The organism is Microbulbifer aggregans, from assembly GCF_001750105.1.
GTDB lineage: Bacteria > Pseudomonadota > Gammaproteobacteria > Pseudomonadales > Cellvibrionaceae > Microbulbifer > Microbulbifer aggregans.
The window spans coordinates 476,897-496,437 of record NZ_CP014143.1 but is presented as its reverse complement, the minus strand read 5'-3'; the positions used below and the strand labels follow the sequence as shown (position 1 = coordinate 496,437).

The 19,541-nt window shown below is 60.0% G+C and carries 14 protein-coding genes; 10 read left to right on the top strand and 4 right to left on the bottom strand.

Features of this window, described 5'->3' with window-relative positions; translation table 11 throughout:
• Positions 1-46: 46 nt before the first annotated feature.
• Positions 47-1,408 (top strand): DEAD/DEAH box helicase, encoded by a 1,362-nt coding sequence (locus AUP74_RS02115; RefSeq protein ID WP_069946108.1) that lies wholly within the window; start codon positions 47-49, stop codon positions 1,406-1,408.
• 79 nt (positions 1,409-1,487) lie between these two features.
• On the opposite strand, the gene AUP74_RS02110 is transcribed toward AUP74_RS02115, so the two are convergent.
• Positions 1,488-2,786 (bottom strand): amidohydrolase, encoded by a 1,299-nt coding sequence (locus AUP74_RS02110; protein WP_069946107.1) that lies wholly within the window; start codon positions 2,784-2,786, stop codon positions 1,488-1,490.
• Positions 2,787-2,847: 61 nt separating this feature from the next.
• Here AUP74_RS02110 and AUP74_RS02105 point away from each other — a divergent pair, with 61 nt between their 5' ends.
• From AUP74_RS02105 to AUP74_RS02070, 8 genes are all read left to right on the top strand, one after another.
• The gene (locus AUP74_RS02105; RefSeq protein ID WP_226999865.1) at positions 2,848-3,165 is read left to right on the top strand and encodes a tetratricopeptide repeat protein; all 318 of its coding nucleotides are present in this window, start codon (positions 2,848-2,850) and stop codon (positions 3,163-3,165) included.
• A gap of 290 nt (positions 3,166-3,455) precedes the next feature.
• On the top strand, positions 3,456-4,568 hold the full coding sequence (locus AUP74_RS02100) for an ABC transporter ATP-binding protein (RefSeq protein WP_069948650.1): 1,113 nt from the start codon (positions 3,456-3,458) through the stop codon (positions 4,566-4,568).
• Positions 4,568-6,829: an extracellular solute-binding protein gene (locus tag AUP74_RS02095; RefSeq protein WP_069946106.1), complete on the top strand. Its 2,262-nt coding sequence runs from the start codon at positions 4,568-4,570 to the stop codon at positions 6,827-6,829. Before AUP74_RS02100 ends, AUP74_RS02095 begins: the two co-directional genes overlap by 1 nt.
• Positions 6,826-7,767 carry a sugar ABC transporter permease gene (locus AUP74_RS02090; protein WP_083260767.1) on the top strand — a complete coding sequence of 314 codons (942 nt, stop codon included), beginning with the start codon at positions 6,826-6,828 and terminating at the stop codon, positions 7,765-7,767. Before AUP74_RS02095 ends, AUP74_RS02090 begins: the two co-directional genes overlap by 4 nt.
• Positions 7,768-7,919: 152 nt before the next feature.
• Complete coding sequence (gene glk / locus AUP74_RS02085; RefSeq protein ID WP_069946105.1) at positions 7,920-8,882, top strand: glucokinase; 963 nt, start codon at positions 7,920-7,922, stop codon at positions 8,880-8,882.
• Between the two features lie 168 nt (positions 8,883-9,050).
• The gene (locus tag AUP74_RS02080) at positions 9,051-11,849 is read left to right on the top strand and encodes a TonB-dependent receptor (RefSeq protein ID WP_226999864.1); all 2,799 of its coding nucleotides are present in this window, start codon (positions 9,051-9,053) and stop codon (positions 11,847-11,849) included.
• 167 nt (positions 11,850-12,016) lie between these two features.
• Positions 12,017-13,510: a tryptophan halogenase family protein gene (locus AUP74_RS02075; protein WP_083260766.1), complete on the top strand. Its 1,494-nt coding sequence runs from the start codon at positions 12,017-12,019 to the stop codon at positions 13,508-13,510.
• 218 nt (positions 13,511-13,728) lie between these two features.
• Complete coding sequence (locus tag AUP74_RS02070) at positions 13,729-14,454, top strand: SGNH/GDSL hydrolase family protein (protein WP_069946103.1); 726 nt, start codon at positions 13,729-13,731, stop codon at positions 14,452-14,454.
• A 49-nt stretch (positions 14,455-14,503) separates the two neighbouring features.
• On the opposite strand, the gene AUP74_RS02065 is transcribed toward AUP74_RS02070, so the two are convergent.
• The gene (locus AUP74_RS02065; protein WP_069946102.1) at positions 14,504-15,334 is read right to left on the bottom strand and encodes a DUF3014 domain-containing protein; all 831 of its coding nucleotides are present in this window, start codon (positions 15,332-15,334) and stop codon (positions 14,504-14,506) included.
• 196 nt (positions 15,335-15,530) lie between these two features.
• Positions 15,531-16,382 carry an alpha/beta hydrolase gene (locus AUP74_RS02060; protein ID WP_069948647.1) on the bottom strand — a complete coding sequence of 284 codons (852 nt, stop codon included), beginning with the start codon at positions 16,380-16,382 and terminating at the stop codon, positions 15,531-15,533.
• Positions 16,383-16,561: 179 nt separating this feature from the next.
• Here AUP74_RS02060 and AUP74_RS02055 point away from each other — a divergent pair, with 179 nt between their 5' ends.
• Complete coding sequence (locus AUP74_RS02055; RefSeq protein WP_069946101.1) at positions 16,562-18,232, top strand: alpha-amylase family glycosyl hydrolase; 1,671 nt, start codon at positions 16,562-16,564, stop codon at positions 18,230-18,232.
• A 39-nt stretch (positions 18,233-18,271) separates the two neighbouring features.
• Here AUP74_RS02055 and AUP74_RS02050 read toward each other — a convergent pair whose 3' ends face one another.
• A complete protein-coding gene (locus AUP74_RS02050) occupies positions 18,272-19,156 on the bottom strand; it encodes a universal stress protein (protein ID WP_069946100.1) in 885 nt (294 codons plus the stop codon).
• Positions 19,157-19,541: the final 385 nt, after the last annotated feature.

The window sequence follows — 19,541 nt, the reverse complement described above, 5'->3', positions numbered from 1 at the left end:
TGGGCGGGACGCTTTGGCTGCAGGCAAATGTGGCCCGAGGAAACTTATGCTATTCGAAAATCTGGGGCTGGCTGCTGAGCTTGCCCGGGCTGTGGCCGAGCAGGGCTACGAAAAACCTACCCCCATTCAGGCACAGGCGATTCCGGCCGTGATGCGCGGCGGAGATATTATGGCCGCGGCCCAGACGGGTACCGGCAAGACCGCCGGTTTTACCCTGCCGCTGCTGCACCGACTGGCCCAGGGTGCCCCGGCGCGGAATAACCAGGTGCGCGCGCTGGTGCTGACTCCAACCCGTGAGCTGGCGGCACAGGTCTTTGACAATGTGCAGCTTTACAGCAAGTACCTGCCGCTGCGCCACTCGGTGGTGTTCGGTGGAGTGAAGATCAACCCGCAGATGCAACGCCTTCGCGGCGGTGCCGATATTCTGGTTGCAACCCCAGGCCGCCTGCTGGACCTGTACAACCAGCGTGCGATTCGCTTCGACAAGCTGGAGGCACTGGTCCTCGACGAGGCCGACCGCATGCTGGACATGGGCTTTATCCACGATATCAAGCGTATCCTGAAGGTGTTGCCAGCCAAGCGTCAAAACCTGCTGTTCTCGGCCACTTTCTCACCGGAGATTCGTCAGCTCGCCAAGGGGCTGGTGACAGATCCGGTAGAAATCGATGTGAGCCCGCGCAACAGTACGACCGAAACCGTGCGACAGAAACTGCACCCAGTCGACAAGGCGCGTAAGCAGAAATTGTTGAGCCACCTGATCCGTGAAAACAACTGGCACCAGGCGCTGGTATTCAGTCGCACCAAACACGGTGCTAACCGTCTGGTGAAACAACTGGAGGCCGATAACATCCGCGCGGCTGCCATTCACGGTAACAAGAGCCAGAATGCCCGCACCAAGGCCTTGGCAGAATTCAAGAACGGCAAGGTGCAGATTCTGGTGGCAACCGATATCGCCGCGCGCGGTATCGATATCGACCAGTTGCCTCAGGTGGTGAATTTCGACCTGCCGAATGTGCCCGAGGACTACGTACACCGTATCGGTCGTACCGGCCGCGCCGGTGCCCGCGGTCAGGCGGTATCGCTGGTGAGTGCCGACGAGATCAAACAGCTGCGCGATATCGAGCGTCTGATCAAAAAGCCGATTGCCCGCGAGGAAATCGAGGGCTTTGAGCCCGACCACGTGGTTCCCGAATCAGGCAAGGCGGGATCTCGAGGTGGACAGGCCGGTCGCGCTTCACAAGGTAGCGGCAATGGCGGAGCCGGAAACCGGTCCAATCAATCTCGCGGCGGCAATGCCCGTAGCGATGGTGGTCGCGGTGATCGGAATCGCGGCAACCGTTCGGGAAATGGCGGGCAGGATGCGCCTCGTCGGCGACGTCGGCGCTCGCCGCAGAAGAGCACTGCTTGACGCGTAAGTAAAAAACGCGCGATATAAAAAAGCCACCGTGGGAAACCACGGTGGCTTTTTCTTTATTCAGCGACAGCGATTACTGGCTGTTGTTGGCCATATAGGTGAGGGCGAGGCGAGTCAGGGCCTCGGTGCCGGTTTGCAATGCCTTTTCGTCCACGTAAAAACGTGGCGAGTGGTTGCTGGCGGCCTTGGAGGGGTCGGTGCCCCTGGGGGTCACGCCGAGGAAGTAGTAGAAACCCGGTACCTCATTGGCAAAGAAGGAGAAGTCCTCCGCACCAGTAATCTTGGGAATCTCCATCACCTTGCGCTCGCCTGCTACCTCACGCAGTACCGGCACCGCCAGTTTGGTCAGTGCGGGGTCGTTCACCGTTACCGGGTAGCCCTCGTAGATGGTCACGTCGGCCTTGGCGCCGGTGCTCTGGGCGATGTTTTCGGCGGTGATTTTCAGGCGCTCGAAAATCTGCTGGCGGTTGTCCATATCGAAATTTCGGATGGTGCCCACCAGTTCCACATTATCCGGGATGATGTTGTTGCGCACCCCGCCGTCGATCTTGCCAAACGAGACCACTGCCGGCTCCTTGGTGATATCGATCTGGCGGCTGACGATGGTCTGCGCGCCCATCACAATCTGGGCTGCGGTGGTAATCGGATCGACACCACCCCAGGGGCGGGAGCCGTGGGTCTGGCGTCCATTGACCATGATGCGGAACCTGTCCGAGCTTGCCATCAGCGGCCCAGAGCGGTAGCCGATCACGCCCACCGGCAGGTTTGAGGTGACGTGCTGGCCGAAAGCCACGTCCGGCTTGTACTTCTTGAACAGGCCCTCTTTCAGCATCAGCTCGGCGCCGCCCTCTTCACCTTCCGGTGCGCCTTCTTCGGCGGGCTGGAAGACAAAAAGGATATTGCCCTGAAGTTCATCGCGCATGCCGGCGAGGACTTCCGCTGCTCCCATCAGCATGGCCACGTGGGTATCGTGGCCACAGGCGTGCATCACGCCGACTTTTTCGCCGTTGAACTCGGTTGTGACCTTGGAGGCAAAGGGCACGTCCACTTCTTCGGTGACAGGCAGTGCGTCCATGTCAGCGCGCAGGGCCACGGTGGGGCCTGGCTTGCCGCCTTTCAGCAGGGCTACGACACCGGTGTGCGCGATACCGGTTTCCACTTCCATACCGAGGGATTCCAAATGCCTGGCAACGTACTTGGCGGTTTCGAATTCCCGGTTGCCGAGCTCCGGGTTCTGGTGAATGTGGCGGCGCCACTCGATGACCTTGTCTTCGGTTTTTTCGAGTAAGCGGTCCAGATTGGCGTTTTCCTGTGCGCTGGCGTTGCCGCTCAGGGCCAGGCCCAGAGCGATCGGAGTGAGCAGTCTTTTCATGGATACCCCCGGTTGTGCGTTATTCTAGGCGGATTCTAGCGCGGAAGCGGAGCGAGCCCCCATGACCAATCCGATCATCGAGCGCCTGCGAACACAACTGGCAGAGGGCAAAGACGCGCCGCTGCTGCGGTTCGGGCTCGGCAGTGCACTGTTCAATGCCAGGGAGTACGAGGAGGCGGCAGAACATCTTGCGGTGTGTGTTGAACAGATGCCCGATCACTCTGCGGCGTGGAAGCTGCTCGGTCGCAGTCATATGGCGCTTGGCAGTGATGCAGAGGCCCGGCTGGCGTTTGAGCGGGGGCTGCAGGTCGCCCGGGACAAAGGAGATGTGCAGGTCGAGCGGGAGATCGGCGTCTTTCTGCGGAAACTTTCCAAATGACCCGCGATGACCCGCAATGACAAGCGCGGCCCGGCCAGACCGCTTAGGCTGTGACCGGTGAGCCGAGGCGCATTTTGCTTTTTAAGGGTTGATCAATTATTGTTCGATTCCGCCCGGCTACGCCCCGGGCGGGGATGATGCCGCCTGCAGGGGGGCTGACTCAGAATGATACTGGCCGGTCTGCCCTGAGCGCCGGACAAGAAGAACACTTTCAAGCTTAGAGCCCATGACCGTATCCAGCCGACAGATGCCGCTTGCCGATGGAGCACGGGCCAGTAACAGGTATTGCCGTGGCCAGTATTGAGTTCAAAGGCGTAGTCAAACGCTACGCGGACAGTGTGCCCACACTGCCCGGCCTCGACCTGCACATCCGGGACGGGGAGTTTATGGTACTTGTCGGCCCCTCTGGTTGCGGCAAGTCCACCACTCTGCGCATGATCGCCGGACTGGAGTCGGTCACCGCGGGTGAGCTGTGGATCGGCGATCGCCTGGTCAATGAGCTGCCGCCAAAAGACCGCGATGTGGCGATGGTCTTCCAGAATTATGCCCTCTACCCCCACATGACCGTGTTTGAAAACATGGCGTTCGGCCTGCGTGTGCGCAAGCAGCCCGAGGCCACGATTCAGTCGCAGGTGGAGGCCGCCGCAGAGAGCCTGGGCCTGTCCAGCCTGTTGGCGCGCAAGCCGGGCCAGCTTTCCGGTGGGCAGTGTCAACGGGTGGCCCTGGGCCGCGCCATGGTGCGGGATCCCCAGGTATTCCTTTTTGACGAGCCGCTGTCGAACCTGGACGCCGAGCTGCGAGTGCAGATGCGAGGCAGTATCGGCCGTCTGCACCGGGAATTCGGCACCACTTCTGTCTATGTCACCCACGATCAGGTGGAGGCCATGACGCTGGGCTCCCGTATCGCCATCCTCAATGGCGGCGAGCTGATGCAGGTGGGAACGCCGATGGAGCTCTATGGCGACCCGGACAATGTATTTGTGGCGGGTTTCATGGGCTCTCCGCCGATGAATATCCTCCCGGCCCGCAATGTGGGGCACTCGCTCGAGAATCGCCTGATGCGGCTACCCCGTGAGGGGCTGGACCGTTTCGGCGCCGAGCTGCTGCTGGGCCTGCGTCCGGAAAACCTCTGCCCGGCATCCGAGGCGCCGGCGCACTGGCCGCGCCTTACTGCGCCGGTCGAGATGGTGGAAACCCTGGGAGCCGAAATGCTCGTTCACTTGGGTGAGGGCGACGAGCGCCTGGTGGCGCGGCTGCCCGGTTTGCGGCCACTCACTCCCGGTGAGAATCTGACGCTGGCCTTTGATCCCGCCGCGCTCTATCTGTTTGATGCCAACACCCGCCTGCGCCTGCGCGAGGCTCGCGCCGTTGCCGCTCCCCAGCCGGAGGCGGTCTCTCCGTGATGGCACGCCTGCTGGCCCCGCTGTTGGGGCTGTTGCTCGGGTTTGGTGCGCTGCAGGTCTGTGCACAGGAGTCCCGTGAGCTGCTGTTATGGCACGGCTACCGCGGCGCGGAGCGCCAGGCGCTTGAGGCGCTGCTGGCGGACTATAACCGTCACTATCCGGACACTCCTGTCCGCGCCCTGGCCGTCCCCTTCGGCAGTTTCCCGGACAAGCTCTCTGCCGCACTGCCCCGCGGCCAGGGGCCGGATCTGTTTATCTTTGCCCACGATCGTATCGGTGGCTGGTCCGAGACCGGACATATGATCGCGCCGGTGGCGCCATTGCTGCCACAGGAAGTCCTGAGCCGCTTCCCGGTGAGCCTGCTGGACGCCATGACCTATAAAGGCCTGCTCTATGGCCTGCCGCTCAACTTCAAGAGCACCGCGCTGATCTATAACCGCGCCCTGGTGGCCGCACCGCCGGCGACGGTCAGCGAGATGCTCGATCGCGCCCGCGAGCTGACGGATCGGGAGCGCGGGCGCTTCGGGCTCGCTTACAGCTATACGGAGCCCTTTTTCCATGGCGCCCTGATGAATGCCTTTGGCAGTGGCCCTTTCGACGCCCAGGGAGAGCTGGCCCTCGACAGTGAGGACAACATCCGCTCGCTGGCACTGCTGGAAAGCTGGGTGCGCAGTGAGCAGGTATTACCCGAGGAGCCCAACAGCACGCTGGTGACGAACCTGTTCAATCAGGGCCGCGCGGGTATGGTCATCAGTGGCCCATGGATGCTGGGCGAAATTGATCCGTCCATCGATTATGCCGTGGCGCCCCTGCCACGACTGGTTGGTGAGCGCCCGCTATCGCCGTGGGTTGCGGTGGAGGGACTGTTCCTCTCACCCTGGAGCAAGAAGCAGCAGGCGGCGGCAAGATTGATGACCTATCTCACCTCGACCGAAGCCGCGGAGCGTCTGGCGGTTGAGGGTGGCCAGCTGCCGGCCAACCTGGCGGCCTTCGATAGTCCACGCCTTGCCAGCGACCCGGTCGCCATGGCTTTCCGCAACCAGTTGGATACCGCGGTGCCGATCCCCAACCACCCGGCAATGACCCTGTTGTGGAAACCGCTGGAAACCGTGCTGCAAAAAGTGGTGAAAGGTGCAGCGCAGCCGGCGGCTGAGCTTCAGCGCCTGCAGGCGCAACTGCAGAAAGATGTGGCGGTGCTGGAAAAAGCGCAGCGCCGCAGTGAGCGGCCCGGCGAGCTGCCGTTGTGGCTGCCCCTGACGTTACTGCTGGCTGGTCTGGCGGTGGCCATGGCGCTCTGGCGTTACCGCAGTCACATTTGGGATAGCTGGCGCCAGCACCGCACCGCCTATCTGTATATCCTGCCCGCGGCACTGGGCATGGTGCTGCTGGTGTTCTTCCCCCTGCTTTACGGCTTCCTGTTGTCGTTTACCGATACCACGCTGCTGAATGAGGGTGCGCCGCTGGCCTCCCGCTGGCTGGGTCTCGGCAACTACCTGTCGATTCTCGGGGACTGGAACCTGTTCTACGGCGAGGGCAGCCAGCGCAGTATCAACTACGACAACTTCTACTGGACCCTCTTTATGACCATCTGCTGGACCGCCAGCAACGTGGTCATCTCGGTGGGGCTGTCACTGTTGCTGGCGCTGGCACTGAACAAGCCGATATTCGGCCGCACCTGGTTCCGCCTGATCCTGATCCTGCCCTGGGCAATTCCTAACTACATCACCGCCCTGGTCTGGAAGGGCATGTTCCACCCGCAGTTCGGTGTCATCAATCAGGGGTTGCAGGTGTTCGGTTTTGCGCCGGTGGCCTGGTTCGATTCGGTCGGTACCAGCTTCTTTACCGGTCTTGTGACCAACGTCTGGCTCAGTATTCCATTCATGATGGTAGTGATCCTCGGCGGCCTGCAGGCTATTCCCCGCGAACTCTACGAGGCCGCAAAGGTAGAGGGTGCGGGTCGCTGGTACCAGTTCCGCACCATTACCCTGCCGCTATTGCGCCCGGTGCTGGTGCCGGCGGTGATCCTGTCGGTGGTGTGGACGTTCAATATGTTCAATGTCATCTACCTGGTCAGTGACGGCGCACCGGCCGGTGCCAACGACATCCTGATTACCAAGGCCTTCCGCATCGGTTTCGAGAAGTACCAGTACGCTTATGCGGCTGCCTATTCCATCGTGGTGCTGGCGCTGCTGTTCGTCTATGCCCTCTGGCAGACCCGGGTGAGTGGCGCGTTTGAGACTGGCCGGGAGGCAGCGCGATGAAAGAGATCCTGGCGCAAGGTAAGCCCGCGGTCGAGATTCCGGGGGTTCCCCGGTGGGAGCGGGCGCAGCGCGTGTTGCGAGAGGTACTGAGTTGGCGTTTCGCCCTGCTGGTGTTTGCCTCGCTGGTGGTGATCTATCCATTGCTGTGGGTGGTGAGCCTCGCCTTTTCCGGCCAGCAATCCCTGCAGTTGGTGCAGGACACCCAGGATATGGGGTTCTGGGCCCAGCTGGCGGCGCTGGTGCCACTGCCGGAGCAATGGTCGCTGGATAATTTCCGTGCGGTGCTTACCGAGCAGCCCTTTATGCGCTGGCTGCTGAACAGTGTGGTGGTGGCCGCCGGGACCACGGTGATCGGGCTGGTGCTGTCCTGTACCGCCGCCTATGCCTTTTCCCGTTTCAGCTTCCCCGGGCGCAACCGTGGCCTGATGCTGTTTCTGGTGTCGCAGATGTTCCCGGCAGTGCTGATGCTGATCCCGCTTTACGTCATCGTGGTGCAGTGGCTGGGGCTGGGTAATTCCTGGCTCGGGCTGATCCTGGTCTACGCTATCACCGCGCTGCCCTTCTGCGTGTGGATGCTGAAGGGCTACTTCGACACCCTGCCGTTCGAGATCGAGGAGTCGGCGCTGCTTGAAGGTGCATCCCGGATGACGATTTTCTACCGCATCATCCTGCCGCTGGCGCGGCCGGCGATCGCGGTGACCGGGCTCTTCTCATTTATGACTGCCTGGAACGAGTTCATTCTGGCCTCCATTTTTATGGACGATGAGTCGCTGTACACCGTGCCAGTGGGGCTGCGCTTTTTCGTCAGCGATTACTCGTCCGAATGGGGCTACTTTGCTGCCGGCTCCATCCTGGTCTCGGTGCCCGTGATATTGCTGTTCCTGGCGCTGCAGCGCTTCCTCGTGTCCGGTCTGTCTTCCGGCGCGGTTAAGGGGTAGTAGTTTTATGCGCCTACGCCCCCTGGGGGTGGTGGATTTTTCACCAAAAGCCGCGTAAATTGCGCGGCCTTTGCCTGCCGCACCACACGATGTGGCACCCCTGCGCGCGGGCAAAGTGAGTGACAGCAGTTAGGAAGGACGAGCAGGAACCCATGACAAGCATCGTAGCGGACATCGGCGGCACCAACGCCCGCTTTGCCATTGCCGTACCCAAAGAGGGCGGCTACGCGCTGGAAGCGCTGAAAGTGGTGGACTGCCAGCGCTTCGATGGCTTTGCCGGTGCCCTGCAGCACTGGCTCGATGGGCTGGATCAGCCACACCCGCAACGCGCCTGTATCGCAGCCGCGGGGCCGGTAGAGCGTAATGCCGCCGGTGGGCGGGTGATCATGACCAACCTCGGTTGGCAGATTTGCGCTGAAGACCTGAAGAGTAATCTCGGCCTGGAGCAGGCCCTGCTGATCAATGATTTTGCTGCGCTGGCCCAGTCGTTACCGCTGCTCGGCAGTGACGAATACCAGGTGCTGCGCGACGTGCCGCGTCTGAAAGGCGCCACCATGGCAGTTCTCGGACCGGGTACCGGCCTCGGTGTGGCCGGACTGGCGCTTGGCGGCGATAAGCCGCAGGTGCTGGCGGGTGAGGGTGGTCACGCCAACCTGGGCGTGGTCAGTGAGCGCGAGTTGCAGTTACTGCAGATCATGATGCGCACCCAGAGCCCGGTATTTAACGAGTGGGTGCTGTCCGGCAGCGGGCTGGTGCACCTGTACCGCGCGGTGTGTGAATTACACGGCCGCACGGCAGAAGACCTGCAGCCGCAGGATGTGAGCGCGCGCGGTTTGAGCGGTGCCGATGCGCTGTGCCGGGAAACCCTGCTGGATTTCCTCAATTTCCTCGGCAGCGTTGCCGGTGATACCGCCCTGTACCTGGGCGCTCGCGGCGGTGTGTTTATTGGCGGCGGAATCCTGCCGCGGATCGCAGAGCTGCTGCCGGAAAGTGAATTCGAACAGCGCTTCCTCGCCAAAGGGCGGGTGGAGCAATGGATAAAAACGGTGCCCCTTTACGCGCTGAATGCCGGTTACCAGGCATTGATCGGCGCGGCGGCGGCACTAGAAAACTGAGCTTAAAAACAGAAACCTTTAACAAATCAAAGACTTAGATTGGTGTTAGGCGCTTCCTTTTGGGGCGCCGCGACTCCTCCCACCTCCTCCCCCACGGGGGAGGATGATATGGACATCGGGCGGGCCTAGGATGCAGGGTCTCACCATAACGATAAGTCCAGGGAGAAGATGATGAGTCTATCCAACAAGCGCTTCCGGCCAGCCCTGCTGTCCGCAGCGATCGCAGCGTCCGTTACCTCTGTTGGTGTTTTCGCACAGGAAGCACAGGAAGGAGCGAAGTCGCTGGAAGAAGTAACCGTAACCGGCTTCCGCAAGAGTGTGATGGACTCCATCGACACCAAGCGCGATGCCAAGGCCGTTGTTGAGGCCATCTCTGCCGAAGATATCGGCAAACTGCCCGATTCCTCCATTGCTGAATCCATCGCCCGCCTGCCTGGCCTGGCTGCTCAGCGCCTGGACGGCCGCGCCAGCCGCGTTTCCATCCGTGGTTTCGGTGAAAACGAAAGCGCCACCACCTTCAATGGTCGTGAGCAGGTTTCCATCAGCGACAACCGCGGTGTGGAATTCGACCTGTACCCGTCCGAGATCATGAGCGGTGTGACTGTTTACAAGACGCCGACTGCCAGCATCGAAGCTGAAGGCATTGCCGGTGTGATCGACATGCAGACCGTCAAGCCGCTCGAGCGTGGCGAGCGTGTCATCAAGGTGAACTCCCAGTACGAGATGACCAGCTTCGACAAGCTGAATCCCGATGGTGAGGACCAGGGCCACCGCGCCACCGTTTCCTACATCGACCAGTTCGCTGATGACACCATCGGTGTGGCTTTCGCCTTCAACACCATGAGCTCCCCGAACCAGGAAGAGCGCTGGAACTCCTGGGGTTACCCCGAGTTCACCGGCCCAGATGGCAATAACTACTCCATCCTTGGCGGTGCCAAGCCGTTCGTTCGCTCCTCTGTACTGGATCGTGACAGCGTAATGCTGGTGGTTGAAGCGCAGCCGAACGACAAACTGAACATGACTTTCGATGCCCTGTACGTAGACTTCTCCGACGAGAAGATCCTGCGTGGTATCGAGATTCCGTTTGCCTGGGGCCAGGGCTCCATCAGCCCGGATAGCGCCACTGTAGATCCGTCTACTGGTTTCATCACCGGTGCCACCACCGAAGGCCAGCGCGTCGTCGTTCGTAACGACCTCGAGACCCGTGCTGCAGAACTGAACAACTTCGGTTTCAACACCAAGTACGACTTCTCCGACACTCTGCAGCTCGAGTTCGACGTGAGCCACTCTGCAGTAGAGCGCGATATCTGGAGCTTCGAGAGCTACGCCGGCACTGGCCGTGGTGACAGCGAAGGTATTGCCGACGACATCAGCTACACCTTCGATGGCGGCAACACCGGTGCCAAGTTCGATCCCAGCCTGGACTACAGCGATTACAGCCTGATCCAGCTCGGTGGCCCGCTGACCTGGGGCTGGAGCGCTGCTCTGAACGATAGCCTCGGCATTACCGGCACTCCGCTGGAAAACACCGGACAGGACGGCTTCCTGAACGCCCCGGAAATCGACGATGAGCTGACCTCCCTGAAGCTGGCGGCTACCCAGATGGTAGAAGTCGGTATCGTCAACGAGATCTCCTACGGTATTTCCTACCGCGACCGTGAGAAGACCAAGAAGTCTGAGGGTTACTTCATGACCCTGAGCAACTTCCCGGGCATGCTGGAAGTACCCGAGCAGTATCGTCTCGGCACTGCCTCTCTGGACTTCATCGGCATGGGTGACATGATCGCCTATGACGCGGCTGCCATGCTGAAAGATGGCTACTACAGCCTGCTGGCGGAATCCCTGACCAACACCAGCCACCTGACCAAGTCCTGGTCCGTGAGCGAGGCGGTCACCGCAGCTTTCGCTCAGGCTAGCTTCGAAACTGACGTTGCCGGCTATGCTCTGACCGGTAATGCCGGCATGCGCTACGTGCACACCGAGCAGCAGTCCCAGGGTGCTGCGGGCCAAATCATTGACGGTCTGGTGGTAACTTCTCCGACAGATATTACCCACGACTACGGCCACTTCCTGCCGAGCCTGAACCTGGCCCTGTCCATCGACGAGCAACAGACTGTTCGTTTCGGTGCCGCCAAGACCATTTCTCGTGCTCGTATGGATGAGATGAACGCCTCTATTCTGGTCGACTACTTCGGTGGTGGCGATAACCCCCGCCCGGACGAGAACGGCAACTTCTGGAGCATCAGCGGTGGTAACCCCGAGCTGGAGCCGAAGGAAGCCATTGGTCTTGACCTGTCCTATGAGAACTACTTCAGCGAAGAGGGTTACTTCTCTGCTGCATTGTTCTGGAAAGACCTCAGCAACTGGCACTTCGACGACAACTACATTGTCGACCTGGCTGGTGTAGCTGATCCGGAAACCGGTATCGTTCCAGAGAACACCACTGCGACCGGCTACGGCAAGATCAATGCTGGTGGCGGCACTCTGCAGGGCTACGAGCTGTCTGTAGTACTGCCGTTCAACATGTTCTCCGAGAGCCTCGACGGCTTCGGTCTGCTGGCCAGCCACACCGGCCTGGAAACTGATATTCAGGACCAGAATGGCAACGACTACCAGCTGCCGGGTCTGTCCGAGAGCATCCAGACCCTGACCGCCTACTACGAAAACTATGGCTTCTCTGCCCGTGCGAGCATGCGCAAGCGTGATGACTTCAAGGGCGAGGTTTACGGTGTAGGTTTCGACACCCAGCAGGTTGACGTGGTTGGTGAGACCATCGTCGATGTGCAGCTGGGCTACGACTTTGCCGATGCCGGCATCAGCGGCCTGGAAGGTCTGTCTGTGTACCTGCAGGGTCAGAACCTGACCGACGAGCCTTTCACTACCCTGAGTGGTGACAACGCTCTGCAGGTTCGCGACTACCAGAGCTATGGCAGCATCTACCTGCTGGGCTTCAGCTACGAGCTGTAATTCCGGTAGTTAGGCGTTAAGCCAGCCAAAGCCCTTGTAATAGAAGTATTACAGGGGCTTTTTTGTTTTTATTAATAAAGTTTAATTTCCGGGTCTTGGTACCGCTCCTGCCCGGAATTCGCTAGCCTTGGGTCATTGACTCGAAGTTTGTCTTTCAGGTGGGAATTGTGAGCGACCAGAATATAAAAAATCTCGTCATTCTTGGTGGGGGCACTGCCGGCTGGATGACAGCATCGCTAATGGCGAAGGTCCTCGGTAAGAGCATTAACATTACGTTAGTCGAGTCCGACAAAATCGGTACGGTTGGCGTTGGCGAGGCCACGATTCCGCCGATCATTAACTTCAACCAGGCACTCGGCCTCAACGAACGGGAATTCCTCAAAGCCACCAAAGGAACCATCAAGCTGGGTATCCAGTTTGAGAACTGGCTGCGCCAGGGCGAGAGCTACATGCACGCCTTTGGCAGTATCGGCAAGAATTTCCCCTTCTGTGATTTTCACCATTTCTGGCGCAGAAGTCGCGCCAGCGGTCAGGATTCGAGCCTCTGGGATTACTCGCTCAATTACCAGGCAGCGATCAATAACAAATTTGCCCATCTGGCGCAGATCAAGGGCACCAATCTGCCCGGTATCTCCTATGCCTACCATTTCGACGCTGGACTCTATGCTCAGTACTTGCGCAGTTACAGTGAAAGCAAAGGCATAAAGCGGATTGAGGGAACGGTAAAAAGTGTTCAGGTGCGACCGCAGGACGGCTTTGTAGAAACGCTGATTTTGGAGGATGGACAGAGCATCGCAGGAGATCTGTTTGTTGACTGTACCGGATTGGCAGCGCTGTTGATTGAAAAAACGCTGGGTGTGGATTTTGAAGGATGGTCACATTGGCTGCCCTGCGATCGGGCCATGGCTGTGCCCAGTGCCGGTAGCAAGCCGATCGTGCCCTATACCCGTTCGATTGCCCACGCCGCGGGCTGGCAATGGCGTATCCCACTACAGCACCGCACCGGTAATGGCATGGTCTACTCCAGCAAGCACTGGAGTGATGATGAAGCACGGGAAGTACTCATGGGGAACCTGGATGGTGAAGCTCTGGCCGAGCCGCGGGTTATCCCATTCCGCACCGGACGCCGGACCAGGCAGTGGGACAGGAACGTTGTCAGTATTGGCCTTTCCAGTGGTTTTCTTGAGCCGTTGGAGTCCACAAGTATCCATCTGATTCAGTCTGCCGCGACGCGTCTGATCAAGTCATTTCCGCACCAAGGCATCAAGGCAGAGGAAGTGGCTGAATTCAATCGTCAGTCACAGGTGGAGATTGAGCGCATTCGAGATTTTATCATCCTGCACTACAAGCTCAACGAGCGGCGTGATAGTGCGTTCTGGCGTGAATGTGAATCGATGAGCATTCCGGAAACGCTGGAGAATAAGATCGAGCTTTTCCGTCGCACAGGCAAAGTTTTCCGCGATTACGATGACCTGTTTACTGAGGTGGCCTGGCAGCAGGTTATGATCGGGCAGGGCGTCTTCCCGGAGGACCACCATACGATTGCTGACAACCTCTCTGAAGAACAACTCAGCGACCTGATGAACAGCCTCCGAACTCTAGTCGATGGAACGGTGAAGTCTCTTCCAGGTCACGAGCAGTTCTTGGCGGGCTTGAGTTGAGGTATGTGCAACACCGGTATTCTTCATTTGAGTAGCAACCGCAGCTAAACGGCCGGGGTTTCCCATCAAGTAGTCGATCCCTGGATACATTGGGAAAGCCTCCTGTCAGTTTCGGTTTGCCCAAAGCCGTGCCCGCTGGAGTAGTCTCGCAGCAGAGCTAACGAGAGTAGGCTCTCGCTGGTGTGATCAGGCAGGCTAAAGCCACGGGGTAACACTCAATGACAACGGATACGCTGCTTACGCTGATGCTCGGCCCTCTGCTTCTCGTACAGGGCAAGTGGGTGCGCCGGCGTACTCCGCGCCTTCCAGAGCCGGATGGAGCCCGCCAGGGGCAGTCTGGAACGGGGCCTGGCTTGAGAGTCCTGGTTCTGGGCGATTCGGCCGCCGCGGGAGTCGGTGCCGCAAGCCAGTCTGAGGCACTGCTCGGCCAAGTGGTCGGGGCTCTCTCCCGGCAGTTTTGTCTGGATTGGTCTCTAGTCGCGCGCACGGGCGCCACGACCGCTGAGACGATTGAGGCGGTAAAAGAGATGCGGGGAAGTGGTTTCGATGTTGTCATCACTTCGCTCGGTGTGAACGATGTTACCAGTGGCGTGGGTCCCGGGCAGTGGATCGCACAGCAACAGCAGTTGCGGGAACTGCTGAGGGAGCGTCTCGACGCCCGCCTGCTGATTTGTTCCGGCCTGCCACCGGTGCACAGTTTTCCTGCCCTGCCTCAACCGCTGCGCTGGTATCTGGGGCGCCGGGCGACGCGCTTTGACCGGATTCTTAGGGACGATACCAGCGCCGAGGCGAACACAGAGTTTCTCAGCCTGCGATTCTCACAGGACCAGGCGCTGATGGCGAGTGACGGTTTCCACCCGGGGCCTGGTGTCTATCGGGAGTGGGGTCGGAGAGTGGCTGAGCTGGTCAATCAGAGGTTGAAAGGGAAGCTGAGTGGGCTCTGACGGTATCGCTTCCTCCAGAGCCCACATCAACAACAAGAGCTTTATCTCTTCACGGGTTTTGCATTGGCATGCTTTCCAGTTCCGCCTTCAGCTCCCGTAGTTTTTCTTTCACCCGCGCCGCATTCTCCGGCCCGATGCGGATCATCAGCTTGTGTACCCCGGGCAGCTTCTCCATTTGCGGGTCGGCAAACTTGAAGTAGACCGATGGGCGCACCAGCTGGATGGGCTGGTCGGCCTCCGGTGCGGCCAGGGCGACATCGATGGCCTTCAGGAATACCTGGTGGAAGTTTTTATCGCGCATACCCAGCTCGCCGAAAGCCTCCGACAGTCTCGGGTACCAGAATCGATAGAGTTCAACGGCCTTGCCCGTATCCGCCATCGCGAATAGTCGCACCGGCACATCGTAGCGCTGGTAGTTTTCCTCTGACAGCACCATGCCCGTCGGGCCCTCCTCGGCTACGGCTAACTCGCCGGGAGGATTATTGTAGGGGCGGTTCTTTGCCATCATCTCGCCGGTGGAGGCGGCATTCACGGCAGCCACCCACTTGCGCACTACCTCATCGGATACGATCCAGCGGCCCAGTGCTCCATCGGGCGCAAGGCTGAGGAGATCGCCACGGGCAGTTTCGTCGCTCTCGTTCAACGACGGGAGTTCCCGCTGCGGCTCTGGCTCCGGGGCGGGTTCCACCGGCACAGGTTCCGGTTCAGGTTCGGGTTCCAGATCTACTTCTGGCGTAGGCTCGGGCTCCGGTTCGGTGATCGGGGCGGGGGGCGGTGTTGGTTCGGGCGAGCCCCGCAAAAGAAAATAGGCGCCAGCGGCAATGGCGGCGACAATAATCAGCCCCAGAATCCATCCCCTGCTCGACTGATAATCTGACATTCCCCGTCTCCTCGGCTGTATCTGGTCAGTTGCGGTGTCGATCTAATAACGATAGCTAGGTGCACTCGTGTGCCACGGTGCCCCAACTTTAGACTGCTTGAGAGAACAATGTTCCCGCTATGATGCGTACACCGCAAATACTTTTACAAGGTGGCTCGGAGCGGCTTGGCCGGGGCCGGGGAATCGCCAGGAAGAATTAAGCGTCAGGGGTTTCTGGCGGGAACAGCCACTCGATAGCCGCTTTCAGTTCCGACCGCCAGAAACGTTCATTATGTTCGCCCTGTGGAGCCAGCCGATGAAGCACGGCGGCCTCCTGGCTGTCCTTGAGCAGTGCCGTCATGCGGCGGTAATCCGACACCATTTCTTCTCCCTCCCGACCACCTGCAAGCAGGTAGAGCCGACTATCTGCGGGCAGGAATTGGCGGGCCTCCTGGAAAAACGCGGGCGCGATCCAGTAGGCCGGTGAGAAGATGCCCGCGCGGCTGAAGGTCTCCGGGTAGCGTGTGATCGCGACATGGGACATCAGGCCGCCGAGAGAGCTGCCCATAATGGCCGTGTGGTCGCGACCGGCCAGGGTCCGGTATTCGCGGTCGATACGGGGCTTGAGTTCCCGGACCAGGAAATCCAGGTAAGCTTCGCCCTCGCCGGGCCCGTACTTGGGATGGTCGAACGGCTTGAGCTCGTTAATGCGCGCATCGCCGCCGTTGTCGATACCCACCACGATCAGGGCGAGGCCGCGCGCTGACTGCAGCTCAGAGAGGGTTTCGTCGACGCCCCACTCGCCGGCATAGGCGGTCGCATCATCGAAGAGGTTCTGGCCATCGTGCATATAGAGAACGGGATAGCGCCGGTCGGATTTGCCATAGCCATCGGGCAGATAAACGCGGATCGTCCGCTGGCGCTGCAACTGATCCATCCAGATGTCCGGCAATATCTGAACCCGGTGGCTTGCGGTGGAGCTGGCCATTGCGGCACTTGCGGCCCCCAGGAGCAGGGCGAGGCCCAGCAGTATCGCTGAGCGGGGCATCAGTCGGATTGGTCTGGTCATGGCGCGGGTCCCGGATGGCAGATAGGGCATGTTAGCGGCAATCGGCAGGGTGGCTCCTACGCCCCATTCCGGGGGGATGCAGTCTGTTGGCGTACGGTTACAGTAGGCTGGTCATTTTCTGGGCGGAGGACTGCCGCCGCGCCCGTCACCGCAATGAATGAGAGAGCAGAACACCCATAATGAGAAAACTGACTAGCCTCTGCGCCGGCCTGCTGCTGGCAGCCTCGCAAAGCCTGCCCGCCGTATCGGCGGAGAGCAAGGCCGAAACTTCAGCGTTCTGGCGCAATGCGACCGTCTACTTCATGCTGCCGGACCGTTTTGCCAACGGCAATCCTGACAATGATCTGTCATACGGCCGCAAAGGCGACGCTGCGCCCCTGCGCGGCTTTATGGGTGGCGACCTGCGGGGAGTGATCGAGAAAATTGAGGCGGGGTATTTCAATGACCTGGGGGTCGACGCCCTCTGGATGTCACCGGTGTATGAGCAGATCCACGGTGCCACCGATGAAGGAACCGGCCGTACCTATGCCTTCCACGGTTATTGGCCAAAGGACTGGACCACGGTCGACCGCAACTTTGGCACCGAGGCCGAGCTGGCCGAGCTGATCGAGAAGGCCCGTAGCCGTGGCATCCGTGTGCTGCTGGATGTGGTGATCAACCACACTGGCCCGGTCACCGAACAGGATCCACTGGCGCCGCAATCCTGGGTGCGTCCCGATCCCGTCTGTGACTGGACCGGTTTTGCCGGCACCGTGAGCTGTACCCTGGTCGACAACCTGCCGGACATCCTGACCGAGAGCGAGGAGCCGGTGGAGCTGCCGCAGCAACTACGGGAAAAGTGGCAGCGCGAAGGCCGGCTCGAGCAAGAACTGGCAGAGCTCGATGCGTTTTTTGAGCGCACCGGCTACCCGCGTGCGCCCAAGTACTACCTGGTGAAGTGGGCCACTGACTGGGTGCGTGAATACGGTGTGGACGGGTTCCGCGTGGACACCACCAAGCATGTGGAGCCGGAAGTCTGGGCTGTGCTGAAGAAAGAAGCGAGCCTGGCGCTGACAGAGTGGAAGGCGAAAAACCCACAGGAAAAACTCGATGATCGTGAGTTCTTTATGGTGGGTGAGGTCTACGGATTTGGCGCCAATGATTTTGGTGTGACACGTGGACGTAATTACGACTTTGGAGATCGGCAGGTCGACTTTTTCGACTTCGGCTTCGACAGCATGATCAATTTCGATTTCTCCCAGCGTGCCGGTGATGATTGGGAGAGCCTGTTCTCCACGTATTCAGAAAACCTGAATGATGGGCCGCTGGATGGCGTGGGTGTGCTCAATTACCTGACGTCCCACGACGATATGAATTCGTTTGACCGTGAGCGCAAGCGGGCCCACGAAGCGGCAACCAAGCTGATGCTGGCGCCGGGTGCGGTGCAGATCTATTACGGCGATGAGCTGGCGCGGCCGCTGAATGCTGATCAAGCAGAGGGAGATGCCCAGCTCCGCAGCCCGATGAATTGGGGCGACCTCGAAAAGGAGGGAACGCGCGACCTGCTGGAGCACTGGCAGAAGCTCGGACAGTTCCGGCAAATGCATCCGGCGGTGGGCGCAGGTGAGCATCGTATGATCGCGAAAACTCCCTACACCTTTACCCGCAACCTGAAAGGTGAGAGTGCCGTGTTGATCGCTCTAGATGCACCAAAAGGTCCGAAGAGCGTTGCGGTAAATGGAGTCTTTGCCGATGGTGTCCGCCTGAAAGACCATTACTCTGGTCAGGCTGTTACTGTTGACGGTGGCAGCGTACAGCTCAATTCCCCGTTCGAGATTGTTCTGCTGGCGCCTGAAAAAGAGCGCGGTTGATCCGCGCTCCTGGCCTGAGTCTACCTTGCTGCAGTGCTGTTAACTGGCTGCAGCAAGTTTGGGTTCGCTTTTTTCAATGAGAGCGCCCGCTGTGCTGGTGAATTCATTACACACCATCACATCAACCTCTAGCCCCCCGATGACCCTCTCAGCGGTATTGCCCCGCAGTAGCGAGCCGGTCTCGCCATACTGATTCAGCGTACCCATCACCACCAGGTCCGCATCGATTTCCCGAGCGACTTTTGACACAACCTCGTTGGTATAACCCCGCTTCACATGAATCCGTTCGGTGGGCACACCGGTCTTGCGAGCCAGCTTTGCCAGGGCACCGCGATCCGGGTAGAGCAGTGAATCCAGGTAGGCGTTTACCAGGTGCAGCTCGGCACCGTAGCAGGCGGCAATGTAGCGTGCCCGCTCGGTAATCTGGCGGTTGAGCTGGCGCTGCTTGTCGGTCTTGGCCTGGTAGTTCACGGTTGCCAGCACCACTTTACGCTGTGCCCTGGCGCCGGGACGGATCAGTACCACCGGACAGCGGGCCTGCTTCAGTACCTGCCACTTGGATTCGGCGAAGGTGAAGCGCCGGCTGGATTTGGCATGCACCGGTAAGTAGATCATTTCCGCATTGCAGCGCCGTGACTCCTGAATAATGGCGCCCTGCCAGTCGCTGGACCAGCACACCTGAATCTCGCATTCGAGCCCGGCTTCAGCCACCGGCTGACGGATCTGCTCCCGAAACCAGGACTCGTCCCGAAACAGGTGGGTGTTCACCGCACGGGTATCCACTGCCTCGCCGTCCACGGCGACGAATACCAGCAGGCGCGGCTGCGGGGCGCGCAGTCTGGCGATGGTGAGGGCGCGGTCGAGTGCGAAATGGCGCTCATCATTGGGATCGACGACCACGAAGATGGTGGCTTGCTGTTGCATGTTTCCTCCTGATAACAACGGCACTGATAAAAACGGCTGCCCGGCCCGCTATGCGATCGGTGCCGGAGAGCCAGGGTCCATGCGCGGCATTATGCGCACCGCCCGTGACAGAATTGGGTCCATTGTGGCGATCGGGATGGGGGCTGCCTTGATGGAAATCAATGACGCCGGATTACGCTAAATCCTGAGAGCAATAGCACTAGGGCTATTGGCGGCTGGGACAAGGTTACGGCGGGAGTCGCGGGCAGGTATGTGATCGCCTTCTGGAACGAGAGGCCCCTGGGAGGGCGAGGTATGTGTCTTTGCGCGCCGGTTTTTGCGCTCGGGCGAGACTCTTAAGTTTGTCTTAATTTGCCACCCGTAGACTGCCAGTATTCCCTTCCAG

Excerpts from the sequence above, each read along its gene's own strand:
- AUP74_RS02080 (WP_226999864.1), top strand. The coding sequence starts at position 9,051 with ATGATGAGTCTATCCAACAAGCGCTTCCGGCCAGCCCTGCTGTCCGCA.
- AUP74_RS02095 (WP_069946106.1), top strand. The coding sequence starts at position 4,568 with ATGGCACGCCTGCTGGCCCCGCTGTTGGGGCTGTTGCTCGGGTTTGGT.
- AUP74_RS02115 (WP_069946108.1), top strand. The coding sequence starts at position 47 with ATGCTATTCGAAAATCTGGGGCTGGCTGCTGAGCTTGCCCGGGCTGTG.
- AUP74_RS02060 (WP_069948647.1), bottom strand. The coding sequence starts at position 16,382 with ATGACCAGACCAATCCGACTGATGCCCCGCTCAGCGATACTGCTGGGC.
- AUP74_RS02110 (WP_069946107.1), bottom strand. The coding sequence starts at position 2,786 with ATGAAAAGACTGCTCACTCCGATCGCTCTGGGCCTGGCCCTGAGCGGC.
- AUP74_RS02065 (WP_069946102.1), bottom strand. The coding sequence starts at position 15,334 with ATGTCAGATTATCAGTCGAGCAGGGGATGGATTCTGGGGCTGATTATT.
- glk (WP_069946105.1), top strand. The coding sequence starts at position 7,920 with ATGACAAGCATCGTAGCGGACATCGGCGGCACCAACGCCCGCTTTGCC.
- AUP74_RS02090 (WP_083260767.1), top strand. The coding sequence starts at position 6,826 with ATGAAAGAGATCCTGGCGCAAGGTAAGCCCGCGGTCGAGATTCCGGGG.
- AUP74_RS02050 (WP_069946100.1), bottom strand. The coding sequence starts at position 19,156 with ATGCAACAGCAAGCCACCATCTTCGTGGTCGTCGATCCCAATGATGAG.
- AUP74_RS02105 (WP_226999865.1), top strand. The coding sequence starts at position 2,848 with ATGACCAATCCGATCATCGAGCGCCTGCGAACACAACTGGCAGAGGGC.
- AUP74_RS02055 (WP_069946101.1), top strand. The coding sequence starts at position 16,562 with ATGAGAAAACTGACTAGCCTCTGCGCCGGCCTGCTGCTGGCAGCCTCG.
- AUP74_RS02070 (WP_069946103.1), top strand. The coding sequence starts at position 13,729 with ATGACAACGGATACGCTGCTTACGCTGATGCTCGGCCCTCTGCTTCTC.